Annotated in this window: 20 protein-coding genes and 1 tRNA gene; 12 read left to right on the forward strand and 9 right to left on the reverse strand. The window is 67.1% G+C overall.

What is annotated here, in order from left to right:
* Window positions 1-89: 89 nt before the first annotated feature.
* Both SP5_RS08260 and SP5_RS08265 read right to left on the reverse strand, forming a co-directional pair.
* A complete protein-coding gene (locus SP5_RS08260) occupies window positions 90-1,643 on the reverse strand; it encodes a Y-family DNA polymerase (protein WP_245613432.1) in 1,554 nt (517 codons plus the stop codon).
* The gene (locus tag SP5_RS08265; protein WP_042486843.1) at window positions 1,534-2,295 is read right to left on the reverse strand and encodes a hypothetical protein; all 762 of its coding nucleotides are present in this window, start codon (window positions 2,293-2,295) and stop codon (window positions 1,534-1,536) included. The genes SP5_RS08260 and SP5_RS08265 overlap by 110 nt, the downstream gene beginning before the upstream one ends.
* A gap of 131 nt (window positions 2,296-2,426) precedes the next feature.
* Between SP5_RS08265 and SP5_RS08270 the strand changes: the two genes are divergently transcribed.
* A tRNA-Gly gene (locus tag SP5_RS08270) sits at window positions 2,427-2,501 on the forward strand.
* A gap of 65 nt (window positions 2,502-2,566) precedes the next feature.
* On the opposite strand, the gene SP5_RS08275 is transcribed toward SP5_RS08270, so the two are convergent.
* On the reverse strand, window positions 2,567-3,541 hold the full coding sequence (locus SP5_RS08275; protein ID WP_217995688.1) for a DUF4268 domain-containing protein: 975 nt from the start codon (window positions 3,539-3,541) through the stop codon (window positions 2,567-2,569).
* 116 nt (window positions 3,542-3,657) lie between these two features.
* Here SP5_RS08275 and SP5_RS08280 point away from each other — a divergent pair, with 116 nt between their 5' ends.
* Window positions 3,658-4,140 carry a GNAT family N-acetyltransferase gene (locus SP5_RS08280; RefSeq protein ID WP_042486849.1) on the forward strand — a complete coding sequence of 161 codons (483 nt, stop codon included), beginning with the start codon at window positions 3,658-3,660 and terminating at the stop codon, window positions 4,138-4,140.
* Here SP5_RS08280 and SP5_RS08285 read toward each other — a convergent pair whose 3' ends face one another.
* On the reverse strand, window positions 4,141-4,890 hold the full coding sequence (locus SP5_RS08285) for an SDR family NAD(P)-dependent oxidoreductase (RefSeq protein ID WP_042486851.1): 750 nt from the start codon (window positions 4,888-4,890) through the stop codon (window positions 4,141-4,143).
* A 477-nt stretch (window positions 4,891-5,367) separates the two neighbouring features.
* On the opposite strand from SP5_RS08285, the gene SP5_RS08290 reads away from it, so the two are divergent.
* The 6 genes from SP5_RS08290 (at window position 5,368) to ribA (ending at window position 10,905) form a co-directional block, all read left to right on the forward strand.
* The gene (locus SP5_RS08290) at window positions 5,368-6,024 is read left to right on the forward strand and encodes a DsbA family oxidoreductase (protein ID WP_042486854.1); all 657 of its coding nucleotides are present in this window, start codon (window positions 5,368-5,370) and stop codon (window positions 6,022-6,024) included.
* A gap of 21 nt (window positions 6,025-6,045) precedes the next feature.
* Window positions 6,046-6,507 carry a peptide-methionine (R)-S-oxide reductase MsrB gene (gene msrB, locus SP5_RS08295; protein WP_042486857.1) on the forward strand — a complete coding sequence of 154 codons (462 nt, stop codon included), beginning with the start codon at window positions 6,046-6,048 and terminating at the stop codon, window positions 6,505-6,507.
* Between the two features lie 207 nt (window positions 6,508-6,714).
* Entirely contained in the window at window positions 6,715-8,115 is a 1,401-nt protein-coding gene (locus SP5_RS08300) for a carbohydrate porin (RefSeq protein ID WP_042486859.1), read from the forward strand.
* 67 nt (window positions 8,116-8,182) lie between these two features.
* A complete protein-coding gene (locus SP5_RS08305) occupies window positions 8,183-8,815 on the forward strand; it encodes a LolA family protein (RefSeq protein WP_439645608.1) in 633 nt (210 codons plus the stop codon).
* A 258-nt stretch (window positions 8,816-9,073) separates the two neighbouring features.
* A complete protein-coding gene (locus SP5_RS08310) occupies window positions 9,074-9,856 on the forward strand; it encodes an exodeoxyribonuclease III (protein ID WP_042486862.1) in 783 nt (260 codons plus the stop codon).
* Window positions 9,853-10,905 (forward strand): GTP cyclohydrolase II, encoded by a 1,053-nt coding sequence (gene ribA / locus SP5_RS08315; protein ID WP_042486865.1) that lies wholly within the window; start codon window positions 9,853-9,855, stop codon window positions 10,903-10,905. The genes SP5_RS08310 and ribA overlap by 4 nt, the downstream gene beginning before the upstream one ends.
* A gap of 185 nt (window positions 10,906-11,090) precedes the next feature.
* On the opposite strand, the gene holA is transcribed toward ribA, so the two are convergent.
* Genes holA through SP5_RS08335 form a run of 4 tightly spaced genes read right to left on the reverse strand, consistent with a single transcriptional unit; the run spans window position 11,091 to window position 15,579 of the window.
* On the reverse strand, window positions 11,091-12,110 hold the full coding sequence (gene holA, locus SP5_RS08320) for a DNA polymerase III subunit delta (protein WP_042486868.1): 1,020 nt from the start codon (window positions 12,108-12,110) through the stop codon (window positions 11,091-11,093).
* Window positions 12,107-12,634, reverse strand: a complete 528-nt coding sequence (gene lptE, locus SP5_RS08325) for an LPS assembly lipoprotein LptE (RefSeq protein WP_042486871.1) — start codon at window positions 12,632-12,634, stop codon at window positions 12,107-12,109. Before lptE ends, holA begins: the two co-directional genes overlap by 4 nt.
* Window positions 12,631-15,132, reverse strand: a complete 2,502-nt coding sequence (gene leuS, locus SP5_RS08330) for a leucine--tRNA ligase (RefSeq protein ID WP_042486874.1) — start codon at window positions 15,130-15,132, stop codon at window positions 12,631-12,633. The genes lptE and leuS overlap by 4 nt, the downstream gene beginning before the upstream one ends.
* Window positions 15,133-15,144: 12 nt before the next feature.
* Entirely contained in the window at window positions 15,145-15,579 is a 435-nt protein-coding gene (locus tag SP5_RS08335; protein ID WP_042487082.1) for a DUF3576 domain-containing protein, read from the reverse strand.
* A gap of 231 nt (window positions 15,580-15,810) precedes the next feature.
* On the opposite strand from SP5_RS08335, the gene SP5_RS08340 reads away from it, so the two are divergent.
* On the forward strand, window positions 15,811-16,521 hold the full coding sequence (locus SP5_RS08340; RefSeq protein WP_174435526.1) for a hypothetical protein: 711 nt from the start codon (window positions 15,811-15,813) through the stop codon (window positions 16,519-16,521).
* Between the two features lie 33 nt (window positions 16,522-16,554).
* Window positions 16,555-17,187 carry a TonB family protein gene (locus SP5_RS18495; RefSeq protein WP_084220616.1) on the forward strand — a complete coding sequence of 211 codons (633 nt, stop codon included), beginning with the start codon at window positions 16,555-16,557 and terminating at the stop codon, window positions 17,185-17,187.
* Here SP5_RS18495 and SP5_RS08350 read toward each other — a convergent pair.
* Complete coding sequence (locus SP5_RS08350) at window positions 17,184-17,690, reverse strand: thiamine phosphate synthase (protein ID WP_245613433.1); 507 nt, start codon at window positions 17,688-17,690, stop codon at window positions 17,184-17,186. The genes SP5_RS18495 and SP5_RS08350 overlap by 4 nt on opposite strands.
* Before the next feature lie 22 nt (window positions 17,691-17,712).
* On the opposite strand from SP5_RS08350, the gene SP5_RS08355 reads away from it, so the two are divergent.
* Complete coding sequence (locus SP5_RS08355) at window positions 17,713-18,372, forward strand: YggS family pyridoxal phosphate-dependent enzyme (protein WP_042486879.1); 660 nt, start codon at window positions 17,713-17,715, stop codon at window positions 18,370-18,372.
* A complete protein-coding gene (locus SP5_RS08360; RefSeq protein ID WP_042486882.1) occupies window positions 18,369-19,037 on the forward strand; it encodes an HAD family hydrolase in 669 nt (222 codons plus the stop codon). The genes SP5_RS08355 and SP5_RS08360 overlap by 4 nt, the downstream gene beginning before the upstream one ends.
* Window positions 19,038-19,118: the final 81 nt, after the last annotated feature.

Raw genomic sequence — 19,118 nt, forward strand, 5'->3', positions numbered from 1 at the left:
GGCAAGGAACGTTCCCAGCGGCGCGCCCCCTCCGTCAGCGCTCCGCGCTGCCACCTCCCCGTGCCGGGGAGGATCGTGGCGATATCCCCTCACGCGAACAGCCCGTGGACATACCAGCGCGGCCGCTCGGTCTCGCTGTACAGACCATGGCGGAAGATCCAGAAGCGCCGCCCGCGCACATCCTCGACCCGGTAATAGTCGCGCGTCGGCGGGGACATGTCCGCCCGTCGCCACCATTCGCCCGCGATCCGCTCCGGCCCCTCGGCGCGCGCCACGTCATGCATTTTCCGCCGCCAGCGAAACCGCGCCGGGGGGCCATCCGGCGTTTCGGCGGCGAGCGACTCGATCGGCTGGGGCGGATCGAACAGGTGAATCGGACGCAGGGGCGGCTCCCCCGGCTCGGGCCGGGTCCATTCGGCCTTGGGCGCGGGATCGGTCGCGGGCAGGAGCAGTTCGGCCTGTTCGGGCATATGGCTGTCGCGTGGATGGATCCGTCGCACCCGCTCGCGCCCCAGCCGTGTGCCCAGCCGGTCGATCAGCGCCGCCACCGCCTCCGACTTGGCCTCGCCGCCCTCCAGCCGAAGCTGCACCGCGTCCAGCTTTTCGGCGAGCCCCACATCCAGCCGGATCAGGTCGTATCCAAAACCGGGGTCGAGCGGATCGGCCAGCGCCTCGATCCGCTCGCGGAACAGCCGGAGCAGCACGGCGGGATCGCGGGTCGGCTGCCCCGTCTCGACCCGCAGATGCTGCACCTCGCCATCCGAACGGAACAGCCGCGCGTCCCAGCGTCGCCCGCCCTCGTGCCGCTCCTCCAGCGCGCGTGCCGCTTCCCCCGTCAGTTCCTCCAGCACGCCCAGCATATGCTCGGTCCGCGCCACCGGCTCGGCAAAGCGCCGCTCCACGCCGATCGGCGCAGCCACGACGCGCGGGGTCAACGGGCTGTCCTCCTCCCCGGTCAGCCGCCGGAGCGCGGTCGCCGCCTCCCGCCCGAAGCGCGCCGCGATCGTCGCCATCGGCCGCGCCAGCACCTCGCCGACCGATTTCAATCCCGCCGCGATCAACGCCGCGCTGGCATCCTCGTCCAGTTCCAGCGCGGCGACGGGCAGGCGGCGGATCGCTCCCATCTCGTCGGGCGCCGGTGCCCCCGCATGGCGCGCCAACGCCCGCGCCGCCTCTGGCGTGTCGGCATAGGCCAGCCGCACGGTCAGGCCCCGCCGCGCCATCCGCGTCTCGATATCCTCGGCCAGCCCGCGCTCGCCGCCGAACAGATGATCCGCGCCGCCCGAATCGAGCACCAGCCCCTGCGGCGGGTCGAGCGCCACCGCCGGGCTATAGCGCCGCACGCCCTCGGCCAATCTCTCCAGCCAGTCGGCATCGGCGGCAGGATCGTGCGGGTAAATCTCGACCTCGGGCACCCGCGCGCGCGCATCGGCCAGCGTCAACCCGACCGACAGCCCAGCCGCGGCCGCCGGGGCGTTGAGGGCGGCGAGGCGAATCGCGCCGCCGACCGATTCGGCAAAGGCGATCGGCGCCTCATCCCGCGCCACGAACAGGTGCGGGCGGCGCGCCCGCAACCGCTCGATCGGCAACCAGGGGAAGACGAGCGCCAGATAGCGGCGCGGGATCGAAGCTTTGCGTGTCACGGTTCCACTCCACGCGCCACCGGGCGCCCGCAGGCCCTCCCCTTCGGCGCAGCAATTCCAGATCATAGGCCGGTACTCCCGGCGCGTCGGCCGCCAGCGCCCGCGAGGGGGCCGACGCGACCGACCAGCGGGTCGCCGCTGCGCTGGGCACGACCTGCCCCCCGACGCGCAGCACCAGCATCAGCACGCCCGAGGCTTCGGCCGCCAGCATCAGCCGCCGCGACGCGGTGAGGTCCAGCCCGCGCATCGCCCCCCAGCCCTCCGCGATCACCGTGCCCAGCCCCGGACAGCGCGCGCCATCGGCGGCCGCGCGCAACAGCGCGGCATCATCGGCGACCACCACCACGACCAGATCGGCGGGGTCGAGCCCCATCGCCACCAGCCCCGGCCCATGGAGTCGCCCGCCCTGCCGCTCGGCCGCCTCGGTGCGCAGCCACAGGATCGGCCGCGCCCCCACCGTCAGCGCACAGCCCAGCGCCAGCCCCGCGCCGCTTGCCGCCTCTTCCAACGAAAGCGCATGGATTTCATGGAGTTGTGCAACGGCCAGCCGCAGCTCGAAGCCCCGCCCCGACTCCACCCCGCCATCCGTACCATCCGCCACCAAAGCGGCGGCGCGGCGCAGACGGTCGATCAGGGCGAAGGGCTCCTCCATATATGTTCTTGTAATGTTCTATGATCGGAGTCGCCAGCCGTAAAAAAATTGAAAAAAGTGCTTGCCGGATTCGAAACCCACATCTAATAGCCCGCCTCACCCCAGCCGGTCAGCCGGTTCGGAACGCCAGAGCGGGCGTAGCTCAGGGGTAGAGCACAACCTTGCCAAGGTTGGGGTCGAGGGTTCGAATCCCTTCGCCCGCTCCAGCGATTCCCAAGATGGAATCGCCCTCGTCGTAAAGCGACGCTATCATCCTTCCCTCATGTCCCTATCAGCTGCTGATTTCGGGATTACGCTTCCATGTCTGGTGATTTAGCGCCTTCACGCGGGGCGCAAAGACGCGGTGGAACTGGTTCAGGCGAGTCGCCAGCCATTCATGCTGGCGTGGCCAGTCTGCCTGATCCTCGGGATCGGTGTCATGCAGAGCCACCGAAATGCGGGTGTCGCGCCCTTCGGGCAATTCGTCCCAGTCCAGCGTATAGCCCAGTTCGCCTTCGATCTCGAATCGCTGCTGGTGCAGCAGGTGGAAAAACGGCTTGGCATAGGCGTTTGAGATATAAAGTTCGGCGCGCACCTGCCGCTTGGGCCGGGATTGTGAGGCGTTTACCCCAAACCCGCTCCGGCCGACCGAATAGGACATCCAGGATTGCGGCTGGGGCTTGCGTTCCTTGGCCAAAGGACCTCCCTTGGCCATCAGAAGAACGCCAAAAGCGCTCCAATAGGCGAGCTGCATCGATCGGGTCGCGGTCAACGCGGACTCGTCGATCGCGCGGGCCGCCTGGGTGACCAGCTTGTTCCAGTTATTGGGTTTGGACACGATATTGAATCGCGGCGCGGCGGGGGACTCGCCGATCCGCCAGAGTTCGACCTCGACACCGAAGAAGCGGAATGTCTCGTCGGTGATGCGGTTCAGCCAGTCCAGCGTAGAACGATGCTCCTCGGTAAAGCGAGCGGCGATCCATACGATCGTGACCGCCTCCAACCCCGAGGCATAGGTCAGTAATTGCCCCAGATGCGCATGGTCGGTGCGTTCCAACTGGTTCTCGATCAGCACCCAGGCATTTGTGCCGATGTCCTTGCACAGGATGTCCGCACGAAACGGCCCGACCGCTTTTTCCTGCGCCTCCAGCTCCAGTTCGAGTCCCAGCGTTTCGGCCAGGATCACCAGATTTTCTTCTCGTGCCAGCCACGGCGTAAAGTCGGACGACTCGCTCAACCAGATGTTGCGAAGGTCTACCTTGGCCAAATGCCCGAGATGATAGTTGCTCAACCGCTTGCTCCGCTTATATCCATTTCAAGGAAACAGAAGATGCCCGTCAGACGCAATCGTCATCGTCATCAACCAGCTGTACGCGGGTAATCATGCCCATCCGCCCCGCCCTTCGCCAAGACCATGCCGCCATCGCGGCGATCATTCTTCCGGTGATCCGCGCGGGTGAGACCTATGCGCTCGATCCAGCGATGACGCAGGACGCGGCGCTCGCTTACTGGTTTGGTGACGACAAAACGGTCTTCGTGTTCGAAGAGGAAGGCGCCATCCTCGGCACCTATTACCTCCGCGCCAATCAGGCGGGTGGTGGGGATCATGTCGCCAATGCGGGCTATATGACCAGCCCCGCCGCGCGCGGACGGGGGGTGGCGCGGGCGATGGCCGTGCACTCCTTCGACCAAGCCCGTGCGCGGGGCTTTGCCGCGATGCAGTTCAACTTCGTGGTCGCCAGCAACGCGGCCGCCGTGCATCTGTGGACGGCGCTGGGCTTTGCGACGGTCGGACGGGTGCCGGGGGCGTTCCGGCACCCGCGCCTGGGGCCGGTCGATGCCTTGGTGATGCATCGACCGCTATAGTCACTCCGCCCGCGCGACCTGGAAGCCCGCAAAGGACTGGCTGACCGGCATCAGTTCCAACCGGTTGATGTTCAGGTGCGGTGGCAGCTCGGCGACCCAGAGCAGCGTGGCGGCGATATCCTGCGCCGTCATCGGGTCCGACCCCGCATAGAGCGCGTCCGACGCCGCCTGGTCGCCGCCGGTGCGGATGGTCGTGAACTCCGTTTCGACCATCCCCGGCTCGATCGAGGTGACGCGCACCCCCTTGCCGTGCAGGTCGGCGCGCAGGTTCAGCGAGAATTGCTTCACGAACGCCTTGGTCCCGCCATAGACGTTGCCGCCGGTATAGGGATAGTTCGCCGCCACCGAGGACAGGTTGATAATCCCCCCGCGCCGCGCGATCAGGCCGGGCAGCAGCCGGTGGGTGATGGTGATGAGGCCGTCGATATTGGTCGCGATCATCGTGCGCCACTGGGCCAGATCGCTGTCCTGGGCGGGCTTGGTGCCGAGTGCGAGACCGGCATTGTTGATGAGCAGGTCGATTGCGGCGAAATCCTCCGGCAAACCGCCCAGCGCGGCGTCGAGCGCCTCCTCATCGGTGATGTCGAAGGCCAGCGGGTGGAACGCATCGCCCAGTTCGTCGGCCAGCGCCTGGAGCCGGTCGGCGCGGCGGCCCGTGCCGATCACCCGCCATCCCGCCGCGACAAAGGCCCGCGCGGTGCCCGCCCCGATCCCGGCGGTCGCGCCCGTCACCAGAACTGTCTTCGTCATCCGTCCAACTCCCTCTCAAGCGGTTCGCCTGCTGGTATCCGGCGGGGCCGGACATGGCAAAGCGTGCGCAGTACACAAGGCGGCAGGACCGGCCTCTGTTCCCACCCCTTACCCAAGTGCACGAAATACCGGGCTTTTCCCGGATGGCCGGGATGCCCGGATGGCGGCATGATCGGCACCGGGAGAAACCAGGCATGGACTATCGATCAGGCCAGCCGCGACGAATCGCCGGGGACCATTGGCGTGGCCCCTTCCCTCGCGCACAGGGCGGGTTGTGCGATTTCCGGCCCGTGCTGACCGGGGCACCGACCAAGGCGGATGGCTCCGCGACGGTCCGCGCCGTCTATCCCAGCCCGGAGGACGAGGCGGTGGACGGCTGGGTCCGGGTCCGTTGGTAGCGCCACGGTTGCGGGGGCCGGATCGCCCTCCCACATAGGCGGGGCGGCCGGTCTGGGGTCGCTTCAGCCAGGACTTTCCATGCCCCGCCGCCTTCGTATCGATTTCGTCTCCGACATTTCCTGCCCCTGGTGCATCATCGGGCTGCGCGGGCTGGAGATCGCGCTGGAGCGATTGGGCGATACGGTCGAGGCGGATATCCATTTCCAGCCCTTCGAGCTGAACCCCGCCATGGCGCCCGAGGGCGAGAATATCGTCGAGCATATCGGCCGCAAATATGGCGCGACGCCCGAACAGTCGGCCGCCAACCGCGCCAATATCCGCGAGCGGGCGGCCTCGGTCGGCTTCACCATGGCGATGGGCGACGATGCGCGCATCTATAACAGCTTCGACGCGCACCGGCTGCTCCATTGGGCGGAGATCGGGGGGCAGCAGGCGGCGCTGAAGCACGCGCTGTTCGACAGCTATTTCACGCGGGGCGAGGATATCTCGAACCATGACGTGCTGGTCGCCGCCGTCACCCGCGCCGGGCTGGACGCCGTTGAAGCCCGTGCGATCCTGTCGTCCGACCGCTACGCGACCGAGGTACGCGAGGCGGAGCGGCTGTGGCAGGGGCGCGGCATCCAGTCGGTGCCCGCCATCGTGATCGACAATCGCTATCTCATCTCGGGCGGACAGCCGCCCGAATCCTTCGAGCAGGCGCTGCGCCAGATCGCCGCCGAACCTGCTGCTGCCTGATTTCACGGAAAGGACAGTCCCATGGCCAATACCCGTTATGCCAAGACCGAGGAAGCGCTCGCGAAGCTGACCCCCGAGCAATATTATGTGACGCAGGAAAGCGGCACCGAGCGCCCCGGCACCGGCGAATATCTCCACACCCGCGAGCCGGGCCTGTATGTCGATATCGTCTCGGGCGAGCCGCTGTTCGCGTCGGCCGACAAGTTCGATTCGCACTGCGGCTGGCCCAGCTTCACCCGGCCGATCGAGCCCGCCCATGTCAACGAACTGCGCGACACCACGCACGGCATGGTCCGCACCGAAGTCCGCTCGGCGCATGGCGACAGCCATCTGGGCCATGTCTTCCCCGACGGCCCGCGCGATCGTGGGGGTTTGCGCTACTGCATCAACTCGGCCTCGCTGCGCTTCGTGCCCTTGGGGGATATGGAAGCGCAAGGCTATGGCGAGTACGTGGATCAGGTCCGCGCGGCGGAGCAGGGCTGAGTAATTCCTCCCCGGTACGGGGAGGTGGCAGGCTGAAAGCCTGACGGAGGGGGGCTTCCACAAGCGACTCGCTTAGCGGCACGCCCCCCTCCACCACCGCTTCGCGGCGGTCCCCCTCCCCGTGCCGGGCAGGATTGACGTTTACGGCACCTTTTGCCCGTCCGATCGTTTGGCCTCCGCAACGATAAGGTTCGGGGAAGAGGGGCGATGCTGACGACGATGATCTGGACGCCGCTGCTGATGGCGGCCCCGCTGCCGCCCCAGCAGACCACCGATCCCGTGCCGACCGCCGCGCGTGTCACCCCCGATGCCGCCGCCGGGGATACGCAGCGTACGCCCACCCGCCGCCGCCCGGTCCGCCCTTCCGACAGCGCACCCTCTGTGATCACCGCCGACACCCGCCGCACGCCGCCGCCGGGGATCATCGGCGACTGGCACGATATCCGCACCCGGCTGAACGAACGCGGCATCACTGTCACCGCGCGCTATGCCTCGGAAAGCGCCGCCAACGTCACCGGCGGGCGCAAGACTCTGTTCCGCGAGACGGGGCAGTTCGACGCGGGTGCGCTGTTCGATCTGGAAAAGATAATGGGGCTGAAGGGCGGCGCGTTTCAGGCCACCCTCACCTATCGCCGGGGCCGCAATCTCAGCGACGATGCGAATCTTGGCACGCTGCAACAGGTGCAGGAGGTCTATGGGCGCGGCCAGACGCTGCGCCTGACCCAGTTCTGGTACGAACAACGGATCGGCGATCGCTTCGAGCTGAAGCTGGGCCGCACCAATCCGGGCGAGGATTTCGCGATCTTTTCCTGCCACTTCATGAACCTCAGCTTCTGCGGTGCGCAGCCCGGCAATCTGGTCGGCGACTATTGGCAGAACTGGCCGGTCAGCCAGTGGGGGGCGCGGCTGCGCTACGAACCGCGCGACGATCTGTACGTCCAGGGCGCGGTCTATGAGATCAATCCGCGTAACCTCGACAATGATTTCTTCATCGGCCACTTCAAGGGCGCGACCGGCGTGCTGGTCCCCGCCGAGGTGGGCTGGATTCGTAACGCGACCGCCGGGCGGATCGGATCGTACAAGCTCGGCGGCTGGATCGCGACGGCGGATGCGCCGGACGTCTTCCTCGATATCAATCGCCGTCCGATCGCGATCACCGGGCTGGCCTCGCTGGAACGCAGCAGCCGCTACGGCGTCTATATCAACATCCAGCAGCAGCTGACCGGCGAAACCAAGGACGGCAAGGCGGAGAACGGCCTCAGCGTCTTCCTGAACGCGACCCAGGCCGACCGCGCGACCAGCGTGACCGACAACCAGGTGGCGGCGGGCCTGTTCTACAAGGGGCTGGTCCCCGCCGTGCCCGGCGACGTGCTGGGCTTCGGCGTGGCGCGAACCCATGTGAACAACCGGGTTGCCGATGGCCAGCGACTCGATCCGACCCGGCCCGCCGTGCAGGGCTCCGAATATGCGGCCGAAGTCTATTACAGCATCCACCCCGCCGAATGGCTGGAGATGCGGCCCAACGTCCAGTTCGTCCACCATCCCGGCGGCTATGCGCAGGCCGATGACGTGACGATCCTGGGGCTGAAGGCCGCCTTCACCCTGTAAGCCTGAGAATTCACGACCCGTTCAATAGGCGGCGCGCAAGGACAGGCGTGCCCAAAGGAGTGATTTGATGATCCGTTCGATGATGGCGTCCGCCCTGCTGGCGCCGACCGCCATGGCGATGGTCGCCGCCCCCGTCCCCGCGCTGGCACAGGCCAATGGCGATCTGGCGGCGGTGCAGCGTCACCTGCAATCGGTGCAGACCATGACCGCCGACTTCACCCAGACCGACCGGGCGGGCAAGGTGCTGACCGGCACGCTGACCATGAAGAAGCCGGGCAAGATCCGCTTCCAATATGAAAAGGGCGTGCCCCTGCTGATCGTCGCGGACGGCGGCGCGCTGACCTTCATCGATTATTCGGTCAAGCAGGTGCAGCGCTGGCCGATCAAGAACTCGCCGCTCGGCGTGCTGCTCGACCCCAGCCGCGATATCGGTCGTTATGCCAAGGTCGTGCCCAGCGCCGACCCGCGCCTGCTCTCGGTCGAGGCGAACGATCCGAAGCATCCCGAGTACGGCAAGATCACCCTGGTCTTCGCCCGCGATGCGTCGGCCCCCGGCGGGCTGATGATGCAGGGCTGGGTCGCGCTCGACAGCCAGAACAACCGGACGACGATTCGCCTGTCCAACCAGCGATTCGGGGTGCCGGTCGACGACAAGGCGTTCCGATTCAACGACCCACGGAGGACCCCGACCCGTAACTGAACGCTGGCGGGTCGTTTCATTCATCCGGGCGACAGGTTCGCTGCCCTATCAAGGTGTTGCGGTTGAGGGGCGTTCGAGATTCCCCCCTGTTGCTCGAACAAGCACCCTCATCCCGCCTGCGTGACGAACGCTAGGTCGGCCCTCGCTCCATGCCCCCGGAGCGGGGGCCTTTCCTTTTGTTCATTCCTCCCCTTGCAGGGGAGGAATGGGGGTCAGGTAATCTTGTCTCACCCCCCTGCCCCCGCTACATCGCGTTTCGTGAAAATCGCCTCCTGGAACATCAATTCGGTGCGTTTCCGCGCCGCGATCGTAGAGCAATTCCTGATGGAGGCCGCGCCCGATGTGCTGTGTCTGCAGGAGACGAAGGTGGTCGATGACGACTTCCCCTTCGACCTGTTCCGGTCGCTGGGTTACGACCACATCATCATCCATGGCCAGCGGATGCACCACGGCGTCGCCATCGTGGCGAAGGTGCCGATCACCGAGGACGACCGTCTCGACTGGCAGGCCAATGCCGAGGCGCGGCATGTCGGCATCCGGTTGCCTAACGGGGTGCGGCTGGAGAATGTCTATATCCCGGCGGGCGGCGACGTGGCCGACCGTGAGGTGAACCCGAAATTCGGCCAGAAGCTCGATTTTCTCGGCCGTATGATCGAATGGTCGGGCCAGCTCGATTGTCCGACGATCCTGACCGGCGACTTCAACATCGCGCCGCTCGAATCGGACGTGTGGAGCCACAAGCAGCTGCTCGACGTGGTCAGCCATACCCCGATCGAGGTGGAAACGCTGGGCAAGCTCCAGGCGTCGAACGACTGGGTCGATCTCGGCCGCCATTTCATCCCCGCGCCGCAGCGTCTCTATACCTGGTGGAGCTACCGCGCGAAGGACTGGGCGGCGTCGGATCGCGGGCGGCGGCTCGACCATATGTGGGCGACCCGCGACGTGGCCGAAAAGGCGGTGTCGCATCAGGTGTTCGAGCCGTGCCGCAGTTGGCTGAAACCCTCCGACCATATCCCGATCATGACGGAATTCGATTTTTGAGCCTTCCCGACTCCAAGGCGGCGGCGCGTGCGATCGATGCGCTACGCCGGGGCTGGCCGATCGCGATTGCGGGCCAGGCGCTGCTCGCGGTCGAGACGGCCGACCCGCTCCGCCTCGCCGCCTTCGATCCCGAGGCCCGTGCGCCCGTCCTGATCTCCGCCGGGCGCGCCGCGACGTTGAAGCTGACCAACCAGCTGGAGGCGGCCGATCCCGACGCCGCCGTGCTGGTCGAGCGCGCACCCTGGGTCGACTTTGCCGCCGCCACCGCGCTGGCCGACCCGCAATTCGACCTGGCGACCCCGCTCAAGGGTCCGTTCCGCGCCCTCCCCCTGCCCGATCCGGCAGTCGCCGCGGCGGCGATCCGGTTCGCGCGGATTGCGGGGATGCTGCCCGCCTTCTTCGTAGGCGGCACCGGCGTCGAGGCGGCGATTTCGCTCGCCGACATCGCCGCGCATGAAAATGCCGAGGCGCTGGCCATCGCCACCCGCGCGCGCCTGCCCGTGGCGGGTGCGGAGAATGCCGAGATCGTCGCCTTCCGCTCGCCCCATGCGGCCGGCGAGCATGTCGCGCTGCTGATCGGCCAGCCGAACGGCCAGCCGCCGCTGGTGCGCCTGCATAGCGAATGCCTGACCGGCGATGTGCTCGGCAGCCTGAAATGCGATTGCGGGCCGCAGCTTCACGCCGCGATTCATGCCATTGCCGAGTCGGGCTGGGGGATCCTGCTCTATCTGCGGCAGGAGGGGCGTGGGATCGGGCTGGTCAACAAGCTGCGCGCGTACCAGCTTCAGGATCAGGGCTTCGACACGGTCGACGCCAATACGCGGCTCGGCTTTGCGATCGACGCCCGCGACTTCGGCGTGGCGGCGCGGATGCTGACCCTGATGGGACAGGACACAGTGCGGCTGCTGACCAACAATCCGGCCAAGGTCGCGGGGCTGAACGCGGCGGGGGTGCAGGTGATCGAGCGGGTCGCGCACAGCCTGCCGCCCAATCCGCACAACGAACGCTATCTCGCGACCAAGCGGGATCGGACGGGGCACCAGCTTTAAGGAGCGTGTCGCGCTTTTTCAGAAGAATGGTTCACGCGGAGACGCGAAGACGCGGAGATGAATGGGTCGGGGCCAAGTTGAGACACTCTCACCTTGGTTGCGATAAGAGGGCCGCTGTCGCCGCAAGCCAGACACCTCGGCGTTCTCCGCGCCTCCGCGCGAACATCATCCTTGCCTTCTAAACCTTATCCCCGCCGCGCGATTCCTTGCGCGATGATCGTCGCTTCCGACTCGGCCAGGACCGCCCCGGCATTGCCCGGTGCCATCACCGCGCGTTCGGCCGCCCGGATACGCGCCATCGCGCGCGCCAGCATCGCGGGGGTCCAGCGGCGCAGCGCGCGCGCCGTCTTCGCCTCGTCGCGGAAGAAGACGCGGTGGCGCTTCATCACCGCCTCGACCGGCTCACCCGCATCCATATCGGCGCGCATCTCGGCCAGCGCGACCAGCCGCCGGGCCAGCGCGCGCAGCCAGGGAATCGGCGAGGCCCCGCCCTCATCGAGCAGCGCCAGTTCGCCGCCCAGATCGCCGACGCGCCCCTCGACCACGGCTTCGACCGCGTCGCCCATCTCGACCTCGCCCAGATCAGCACCGATCGCATCCATCGCGGCGTGATCGACCTCGCGCGGGCGGTCGGGCGCAGCGTCGAGATAGAGCGCCAGCTTCTCCAGCTCGCGCATCATCACCGATCGGTCGGCCGCCGCCGCCTCGACCAGCCGGGCGGGCACCCCCGCCGCCAGCCGCAGCCCCATTTCGCCGCCGATGGTCGTCGCCAGCCGCTCGGCGTCGGCAGCGGTCGGTGCATAACAGCCGAACGCCATCGCGCGCGGCGAATCGAGCGCCAGCTTCACGATCTTGGCGGTGGTCTTGACCGTGGGGGCGATGGCGACAACCGGATTGCCCGCCGACTCGGCCTCCAGCAGCGCGGTGAACGCCGCCAGCCCTTCCTCGCCGACACTGGCGATACGGATGTGGCGCGGGCCGCCGAACAGCGACATGGACGCCGCCTCGTCGGTCAGGCGGGCGGGATCGCTTTTCAGCGTGGCCGAGTCCAGGTCGATCCGCTCGGCATCCTGCCCCATGGCCTTGGCAAGGATTCGCGCCAGCTCGCTTGCCCCCGCCTCGTCGGGACCGTGGAGCAGATAGAGGCGGATGTCGGCGGAGGGGCGTCCCAGTGCCTGGCGAATCTGGTTGGCGTTAGCCTTCACGGGCGGGCGGGGACCATCGCCTCACCGGGCCGCGACCGGGCATAGGTGGCCAGACGCGCGACGATCTCGTCCGCGACGATCACCGACAGCCGCTCCAGCGCAGTATTTTCCGCCGCGATGGTGGCATATTCCGAGCGGACCACGTCGATCCCGGCATCCGATCCGGCGGTCGCGTCGACCAGCACCGCGTTGCTTGTCTGGTCGACCAGCTGATAGCGCGCGCGCAGGATACGCCGTTCGCGCACCACCGAGTCGTCGCGCCGCACGCCAAGCCCGCGAATCTGATCGTCCAGCTTCACGTCCAGACGGTAACGGGCATTGCCCGTCTTGCCGCCGAGCCGGTCGTTCAGCGCATTGGCCATCAGCCAGCCCGCCTTCCCCTGGATCGGCGCGACCTCGATCTGCGTCAGGGCATTGGCCACCGGACCGGAGCCGCCGCCCGCATAAAGCGGATGCAGCCCACAGCCCGACAGACCCAGCGTCAGCGCCAGACCGGCGGCGATCAGGGGAAGGACGCGGCTCATGCGACGATGTTCACCAGACGGTCGGGCACCACGATCACCTTCTTCGGGGTAGCCCCGTCCAGCGCGCGGACGATCTTGTCCGACGCCAGCGCGGTCGCCTCCAACTGATCCTTCGGCAGGCCCTTGGCGACGGTCAGCGTGTCACGCAGCTTGCCGTTGACCTGCACCGCGACGGTAACTTCGTCCTCGACCAGCAGGCTTTCGTCGACCACCGGCCAGGCGGCGTCGGCGATCAGGCCCTCCTGCCCCATCCCGGCCCAGGCTTCCTCGGCCATGTGCGGGACCATCGGCGCGACCAGCAGCATGGTGGTGCGGATCGCGTCGTTGCGCGCGGCGGAAGGCTTGGCCTTTTCGATGGCGTTGACCAGCTCATAGAGCTTGGCGACGGCCTTGTTGAAGGCCAGCGCCTCGATATCCGCCGCGACGCCCGCGATGGTCTGGTGCAGCTTGCGGGACAGCGCCTTGTCCTCGCCCTCGGCGGCTTCGGAGCCGTCGAACAGACGCCACAGGCGCTGAACGAAGCGCCACGAACCCTCGATACCCGATTCCGACCAGGGCAGGTCGCGCTCGGGCGGGCTGTCGGACAGCATGAACCAGCGCACCGCGTCCGCACCATATTGATCCACGATGGGTTCGGGATCGACGGTGTTCTTCTTGGACTTGGACATCTTCTCGACGCGGCCGACCGTGATCGGCTGGCCGGTCGCGATCTCGATGCCGTCGCGGATTTCTCCGGGGGCCAGCCAGCGGCCGTCCGAGGACTTGTAGCTCTCGTGCGTGACCATCCCTTGCGTGAACAGACCCGCGAACGGCTCCGCCACGTCGATCAGGCCGATATGCTTGAGCGCACGCGTCCAGAAGCGGGCGTAGAGCAGGTGCAGGATCGCATGCTCGACGCCGCCGATATATTGCCCAACGGGCAGCCACTGCTTCACCACCTCGGGATCGAACGGGCGATCCTTGGGCTGGCTGGCGAAGCGGATGAAATACCAGGAGGAATCGACGAAGGTGTCGAGCGTGTCGGTCTCGCGCCGGGCGGGCTTGCCGCAATTTGGGCAGTCGACATGCTTCCACGTCGCATGGCGATCGAGCGGGTTGCCGGGCACGTCGAAGGTCACGTCCTCGGGCAGGGTGACCGGCAACTGGTCCTTGGGCACCGGCACCGCGCCGCAATCGTCGCAGTGGATGATCGGGATCGGCGTGCCCCAGTAACGCTGGCGGCTGACGCCCCAGTCGCGCAGGCGGTACACGGTCTGGCCCTGGCCCCAGCCCTCACCCTCGGCGCGGGCGATGACGGCGGCCTTGGCGGCCTCGACCTCCATGCCGTCAAGCGGGCCGGAGTTCACCAGCTGCCCGCTGCCGGTATAGGCGGTGTCACCCTCGAACACCGGCGCGGTCAGGTCGCCATCGGCGACGACACGGGTGACGCTCAGGCCATATTTGCGCGCGAAATCCAGGTCGCGCTGGTCATGCGCGGGCACGCCCATGACGGCGCCCGTGCCGTAGTCCATCAGCACGAAGTTCGCGATATAGACGGGCAGCGTGATGCTGTCGTCCATCGGATGCTGCATCCGATAGCCGGTGTCGAAGCCCAGCTTTTCCTGCGTTTCCAGTTCGGCCGCCGTCGTGCCGCCCGCCTTGCACCGCTCGATAAAGGCCGCCGCCTCGGCGTTCGTCTCGGCCAGTTCGCGCGCGATCGGATGATCCGCCGCGATCGCGACGAAGCTCGCCCCGAAGATGGTGTCGGGACGGGTCGAATAGACCTCGATCGGCGTCGCGAAAGGCGCGACGGGGGCGAAGCGGAACTGCAGGCCCTTGCTGCGGCCGATCCAGTTCTCCTGCATCAGCTTCACCTTGTCGGGCCAATGCTCCAGGGTGGTCAGACCCTCCAGCAGCTCATCGGCGAAGTCGGTGATCTTCAGGAACCACTGGTTCAGCTTGCGCTTCTCGACCAGCGCGCCCGATCGCCAGCCGCGCCCGTCGATCACCTGTTCGTTGGCCAGCACGGTCATGTCGACCGGGTCCCAGTTGACCGCCGATTCCTTGCGGTACACCAGGCCGCCCGCATACAGGTCGAGGAACAGCGCCTGCTCATGCCCGTAATAATCGGGCTCGCAGGTCGCGATCTCGCGCGTCCAGTCGAGCGCGAAGCCCAGTCGCTTCAGCTGCGCCTTCATCGTCGCGATATTGTCGCGGGTCCAGCCGCCCGGATGTACGCCCTTTTCCATCGCGGCATTCTCGGCGGGCATGCCGAACGCGTCCCAACCCATCGGGTGGAGCACCTCATGCCCGATCATCCGCCGATAGCGCGCCAGCACGTCGCCCATCGTATAGTTGCGGACATGCCCCATATGGATGCGCCCCGACGGATAGGGAAACATCTCAAGGACATAGGACCGGGGCTTGGGGCTGTGATCGTCGGCGGCGAAGGTGCGCCGCTCTTCCCAGATCCGCTGCCAGGTCGAATCCGATTTCAGGGCATTGTAACGCGAGGCCATTCGGGTGGTCTTTTACTTCGTGATCGAGGCGCGGCGCAGGTCGCGCGCCTTGGTGAGGATGATGTCTTCCAGCTTCTGGATGGTCGCGGCCTGCACCGGCGCTTCCACCCACTGGCCGGTGCGATTGACTTCGCGCAGCGCGGTGACGCGCAGCGCATCGGCGCGCAGATCCTGGTCCAGGATGGTGACGGTGACCTTCATCCGCTCGGTCGGGACCTGCGGGTTGACGTACCAGTCGGTGACGATGACGCCGCCATTGGAGTCGGTCTCGGCCAGCGGCATGAAGCTCAGCGTGTCGAGGCTGGCGCGCCACAGATAGGAATTGACGCCGATCGTGGTGATCTTCGACGCGGCCAGGTCACCCTGCGGGCGCTCCTTCTTGCCGGCACAGGCGCCGAGCGACAAAGCGGCGATTACCGCGAACGCGGTGGCGGAACGGCGAAGCATCGGCATTATCCTGACTGCGATGAAGGACGGGAATAAGGGTTGCCTATAGCCTCTACAGGGGTGCCGACACCCCGGCAAGCGCCGGGACATCATCGACGATACGACCGATTCTGTGGAGGTTGCGCAACACTCGGACAAGATTCGCGATGGCGTGCGTAACAATGGGATCGCTCACGCCAGATTCCGTGTTAGGAGCAATCTTGCAAAAGGGTCTCATAAAAGGGGTGGGCCGTGTCGTTCGGGCGTGTGGTGATCGGAATCGCAATCGGGGCGCTGGCCGCCACGACTGCGATGGTCGCGCCCGCCATCGGCGCGGTCGATCAGAATAAGCACCCGATCAAGGCACGGGGACTCAGCTTGCTCGGCCGTGGCGGGTTTACCCCGTCCGCCGCAGACCCCCGGCTCGCCGCCATCTTCGCCAAGAGCGGGCTCGATGCGGGCGACCTGCGCTTCACCCCGGCGGAAAGCCAGCGCGGCGTCAACCGCCCCGTGACCGTCGCGGTGCGGGCGCAGAGCAGCCGCACCAACGAGGAACGAGTCGCCGCCAACACCGCGCCGACCGTCGGTCTGGCCCCGATCTCCTATAACCTCGGCGTCTCGGTCGGCTGGAAACGAGTTGCGCTGTCGGGTGATATCGCGCGCGTCGACCTGGCCGGCCTGCCGGGCAGCCGCGAAAGCGCCGATGTGGCGGTCAGCTATACTGCGAATCGCTTCACCGGCCGCGTCAAGGCCTCGACCGACCGCCCAATCGACGGCGCGCCGAAGATGATCGACATGCCGTCCAGCTACTCGCTCGACATGGGCGGCTCCTATTCGCTGACGCGCAACCTCGATGTGACGGCGGGTGTCCGCTATCGCTCGGATCGCGAGCGTCTGGCCCGGATCGACGACGATCGCCGCAACAGCCAGGCGGTCTATCTGGGAACGGCCTTCCGCTTCTAAGTCGGTCCTGCAACAGCGGCGGGGGGTGACGATTTGGTCTTTCTGACGGTCTTGGCCTTCGCAGTTCAACGCCCCGAAGCCCTCGCGCAGCCGCCCAAGTTACTGAACCCGACCACGCTGTTTCAGCCCAATGACTATCCTACCCGGGCTGCGCAGAAGGAAGAAAGCGGGATCGTCAGCACGCTTCTGTCCGTTGACGATCATGGCCGCGTGACGAACTGCGTCGTTACCGAAAGCAGCGGATCGGTGGCGCTCGATACCGGAACCTGTACCCTGTTGCGTCGCAAAGCCCGCTTCAAGCCTGCGCTCGATGCGACCGGCTCCCCCGTCGGCGACACCCATCGCGAGATGGCGGCCTGGTCGATAGGCCCCTCCGCGATATCGCCGGTCATCCAGCTCATGCTGTCACTATCCCCGTTACAGTCTCCTCCGACTGCACCGGTCGCAGCCCGCCTCTATTTCAATGCCAAGGGCCGCGTGACCGAATGCCAGATCGTCCAGTCGGGTGGCGGCGCCGTGGACGAAGCGGTTTGCAAGATTGCCGCCGCCAAACTTTCCATCACCCCGCCGCACAGCGAGTCTCCCGACATTGCCCCCGTCGGCATACGGGACCTCAGCGTTGCTTTCCGGCTGGCAAACCCGGCCAGCGGACAGGGGCGGCCTTAGGCGGCCCAGGCATCGATCGCGGCCCAGCCATGAAACACCCCGCGCAACCGGCGAAAGCGCTGTGCATTCATGCCCCCCAGTGCGATTCGCGCTAGTCCGAGTCCATTGCCGATTCTCATTGCCCGTGCCGGACCCAGGGCCGGAGCACCCGGATGCGAGCGGGTCGGGAATAACGGCGAGACGAACAGCAGGTCGGCCCCGGCCCTCCATCCCGCCACCGCTTCGGCCCGGTCATGCGCAGGCCAGCTTCGCAGCCCCCTGCCTCGCCCCGCCTTGTGGACGCCGTCACCGGGCAATCCCCCTCCGGCCACCAGCAACACCAGCCCCCGCGCCCTGGCGATTCGCCAGACCCGACGATGAATCGCGCGCCGCTCGGCCGCCGGCGTCGCATGATGGCGAAACACCACCCCCGATCCGGGCGGCAGCCGGCGCAGCGCGGTCCAAAGCCCCTCCCCCAGCCGCTCGTCGGTCATCAGCCATGTCACGGGGTATCGGTCGGCCATCGGGGGCATTATAGCGCCGGGCATGACCGACGACAGCGTTTCCCGCCTTGCCACCGTCTCCGCCCAGCTTCAGCACGCCGCGAAGCTCGGGCAGCACGCGACCCCGACCCTGATCGCGGTGTCGAAGACGCATGATGCCGACACGATCCGCCCGCTGCTGGAGGCCGGGCACCGTGTCTTCGGCGAAAACCGGGTGCAGGAGGCTGCCGCCAAATGGCCCGATCTGCGTGCGGCCTATCCGGGTGTCGAGCTGCACCTGATCGGCCAGCTTCAGTCGAACAAGGCCGCCGACGCCGTCGCGCTGTTCGATGTGATCCACACGGTCGACCGCCCCTCGCTGATCGCCGCACTGGCCGAAGCGATGGACAAGAGCGGAAAGCGGCCCGACTGTTTCCTTCAGGTCAATATCGGCGACGAGGAGCAAAAGGGTGGCTGCGCCATTGCCGAGGCCCCTGCGATGCTGGAGACGGCCCGCAGCGCCGGGCTGCCCATCATCGGCCTGATGGCGATCCCGCCGCATGGCCTGGACGCCGCCCCCTATTTCGCACTGCTCGCCAAGATGGCGCGCGAACTGGGGCTGGCGAAGCTCAGCATGGGCATGTCCGAGGATTATGAGGTCGCCGCGATGCTCGGCGCCAGCCATGTCCGGGTCGGCAGCGCGCTGTTCGGGGCACGCGCATGAGCCGCTTCGCCGCCCTTCTGTTCGATTTCGACGGTGTCCTGATCGACAGCGAATATGAAGGCAATCGCCATCTCGGCGAATGGCTGACCGCCAATGGGCACCCCCATACGCCCGAAGAAGCGATGCACCATTATATGGGGCTGGCGGGCAAGGACTTCATCGCGGCGATCGAGGGCCGCATCGGCCAAACCCTGCCCGAAAGCTTCTACGAAGCCCGTCGCGCCGAGGATATCCGCGCCATGGCCGAGGGCGTGGCGGCGATCGGCGGCGCGGTGGCGTTCGTGAAGTCGCTCCCCGCCGATTTCCCCAAAGCGATCGTCTCGTCCAGCCCGACCGTCTGGATCGACCAACATCTGCGCCATATCGGTCTGCGCGAGCTGTTCGGCGAGCACATCTATAGCGGCCGCGAGCATGTCACGCGCGGCAAGCCCGCCCCCGACCTCTATCTCCACGCGGCCGAGCGGCTGGGCGTGCGGATCGCGAATTGCGCGATCCTGGAGGACTCTCCTGTCGGTGCGACCGGCGCGGTGGCCAGCGGCGGCCATGTCATCGGCATGTGCATGGGCACGCACTGCGCGGTCGGCCACGATCAAAGACTGCGCGACATCGGCGTCGCCGCGATCGCACAGGATTATGAGGACGTCCGGCGCGAACTGGGGTTCTGACCCCCACCTCCGTTCGGCCTGAGCGAAGCCGAAGGCTACGGGAATAAACCTCGTGGCATAGCGCCGGGTATGCGCTTCGAC

This window comes from Sphingomonas parapaucimobilis NBRC 15100 (assembly GCF_000787715.1).
GTDB lineage: Bacteria > Pseudomonadota > Alphaproteobacteria > Sphingomonadales > Sphingomonadaceae > Sphingomonas > Sphingomonas parapaucimobilis.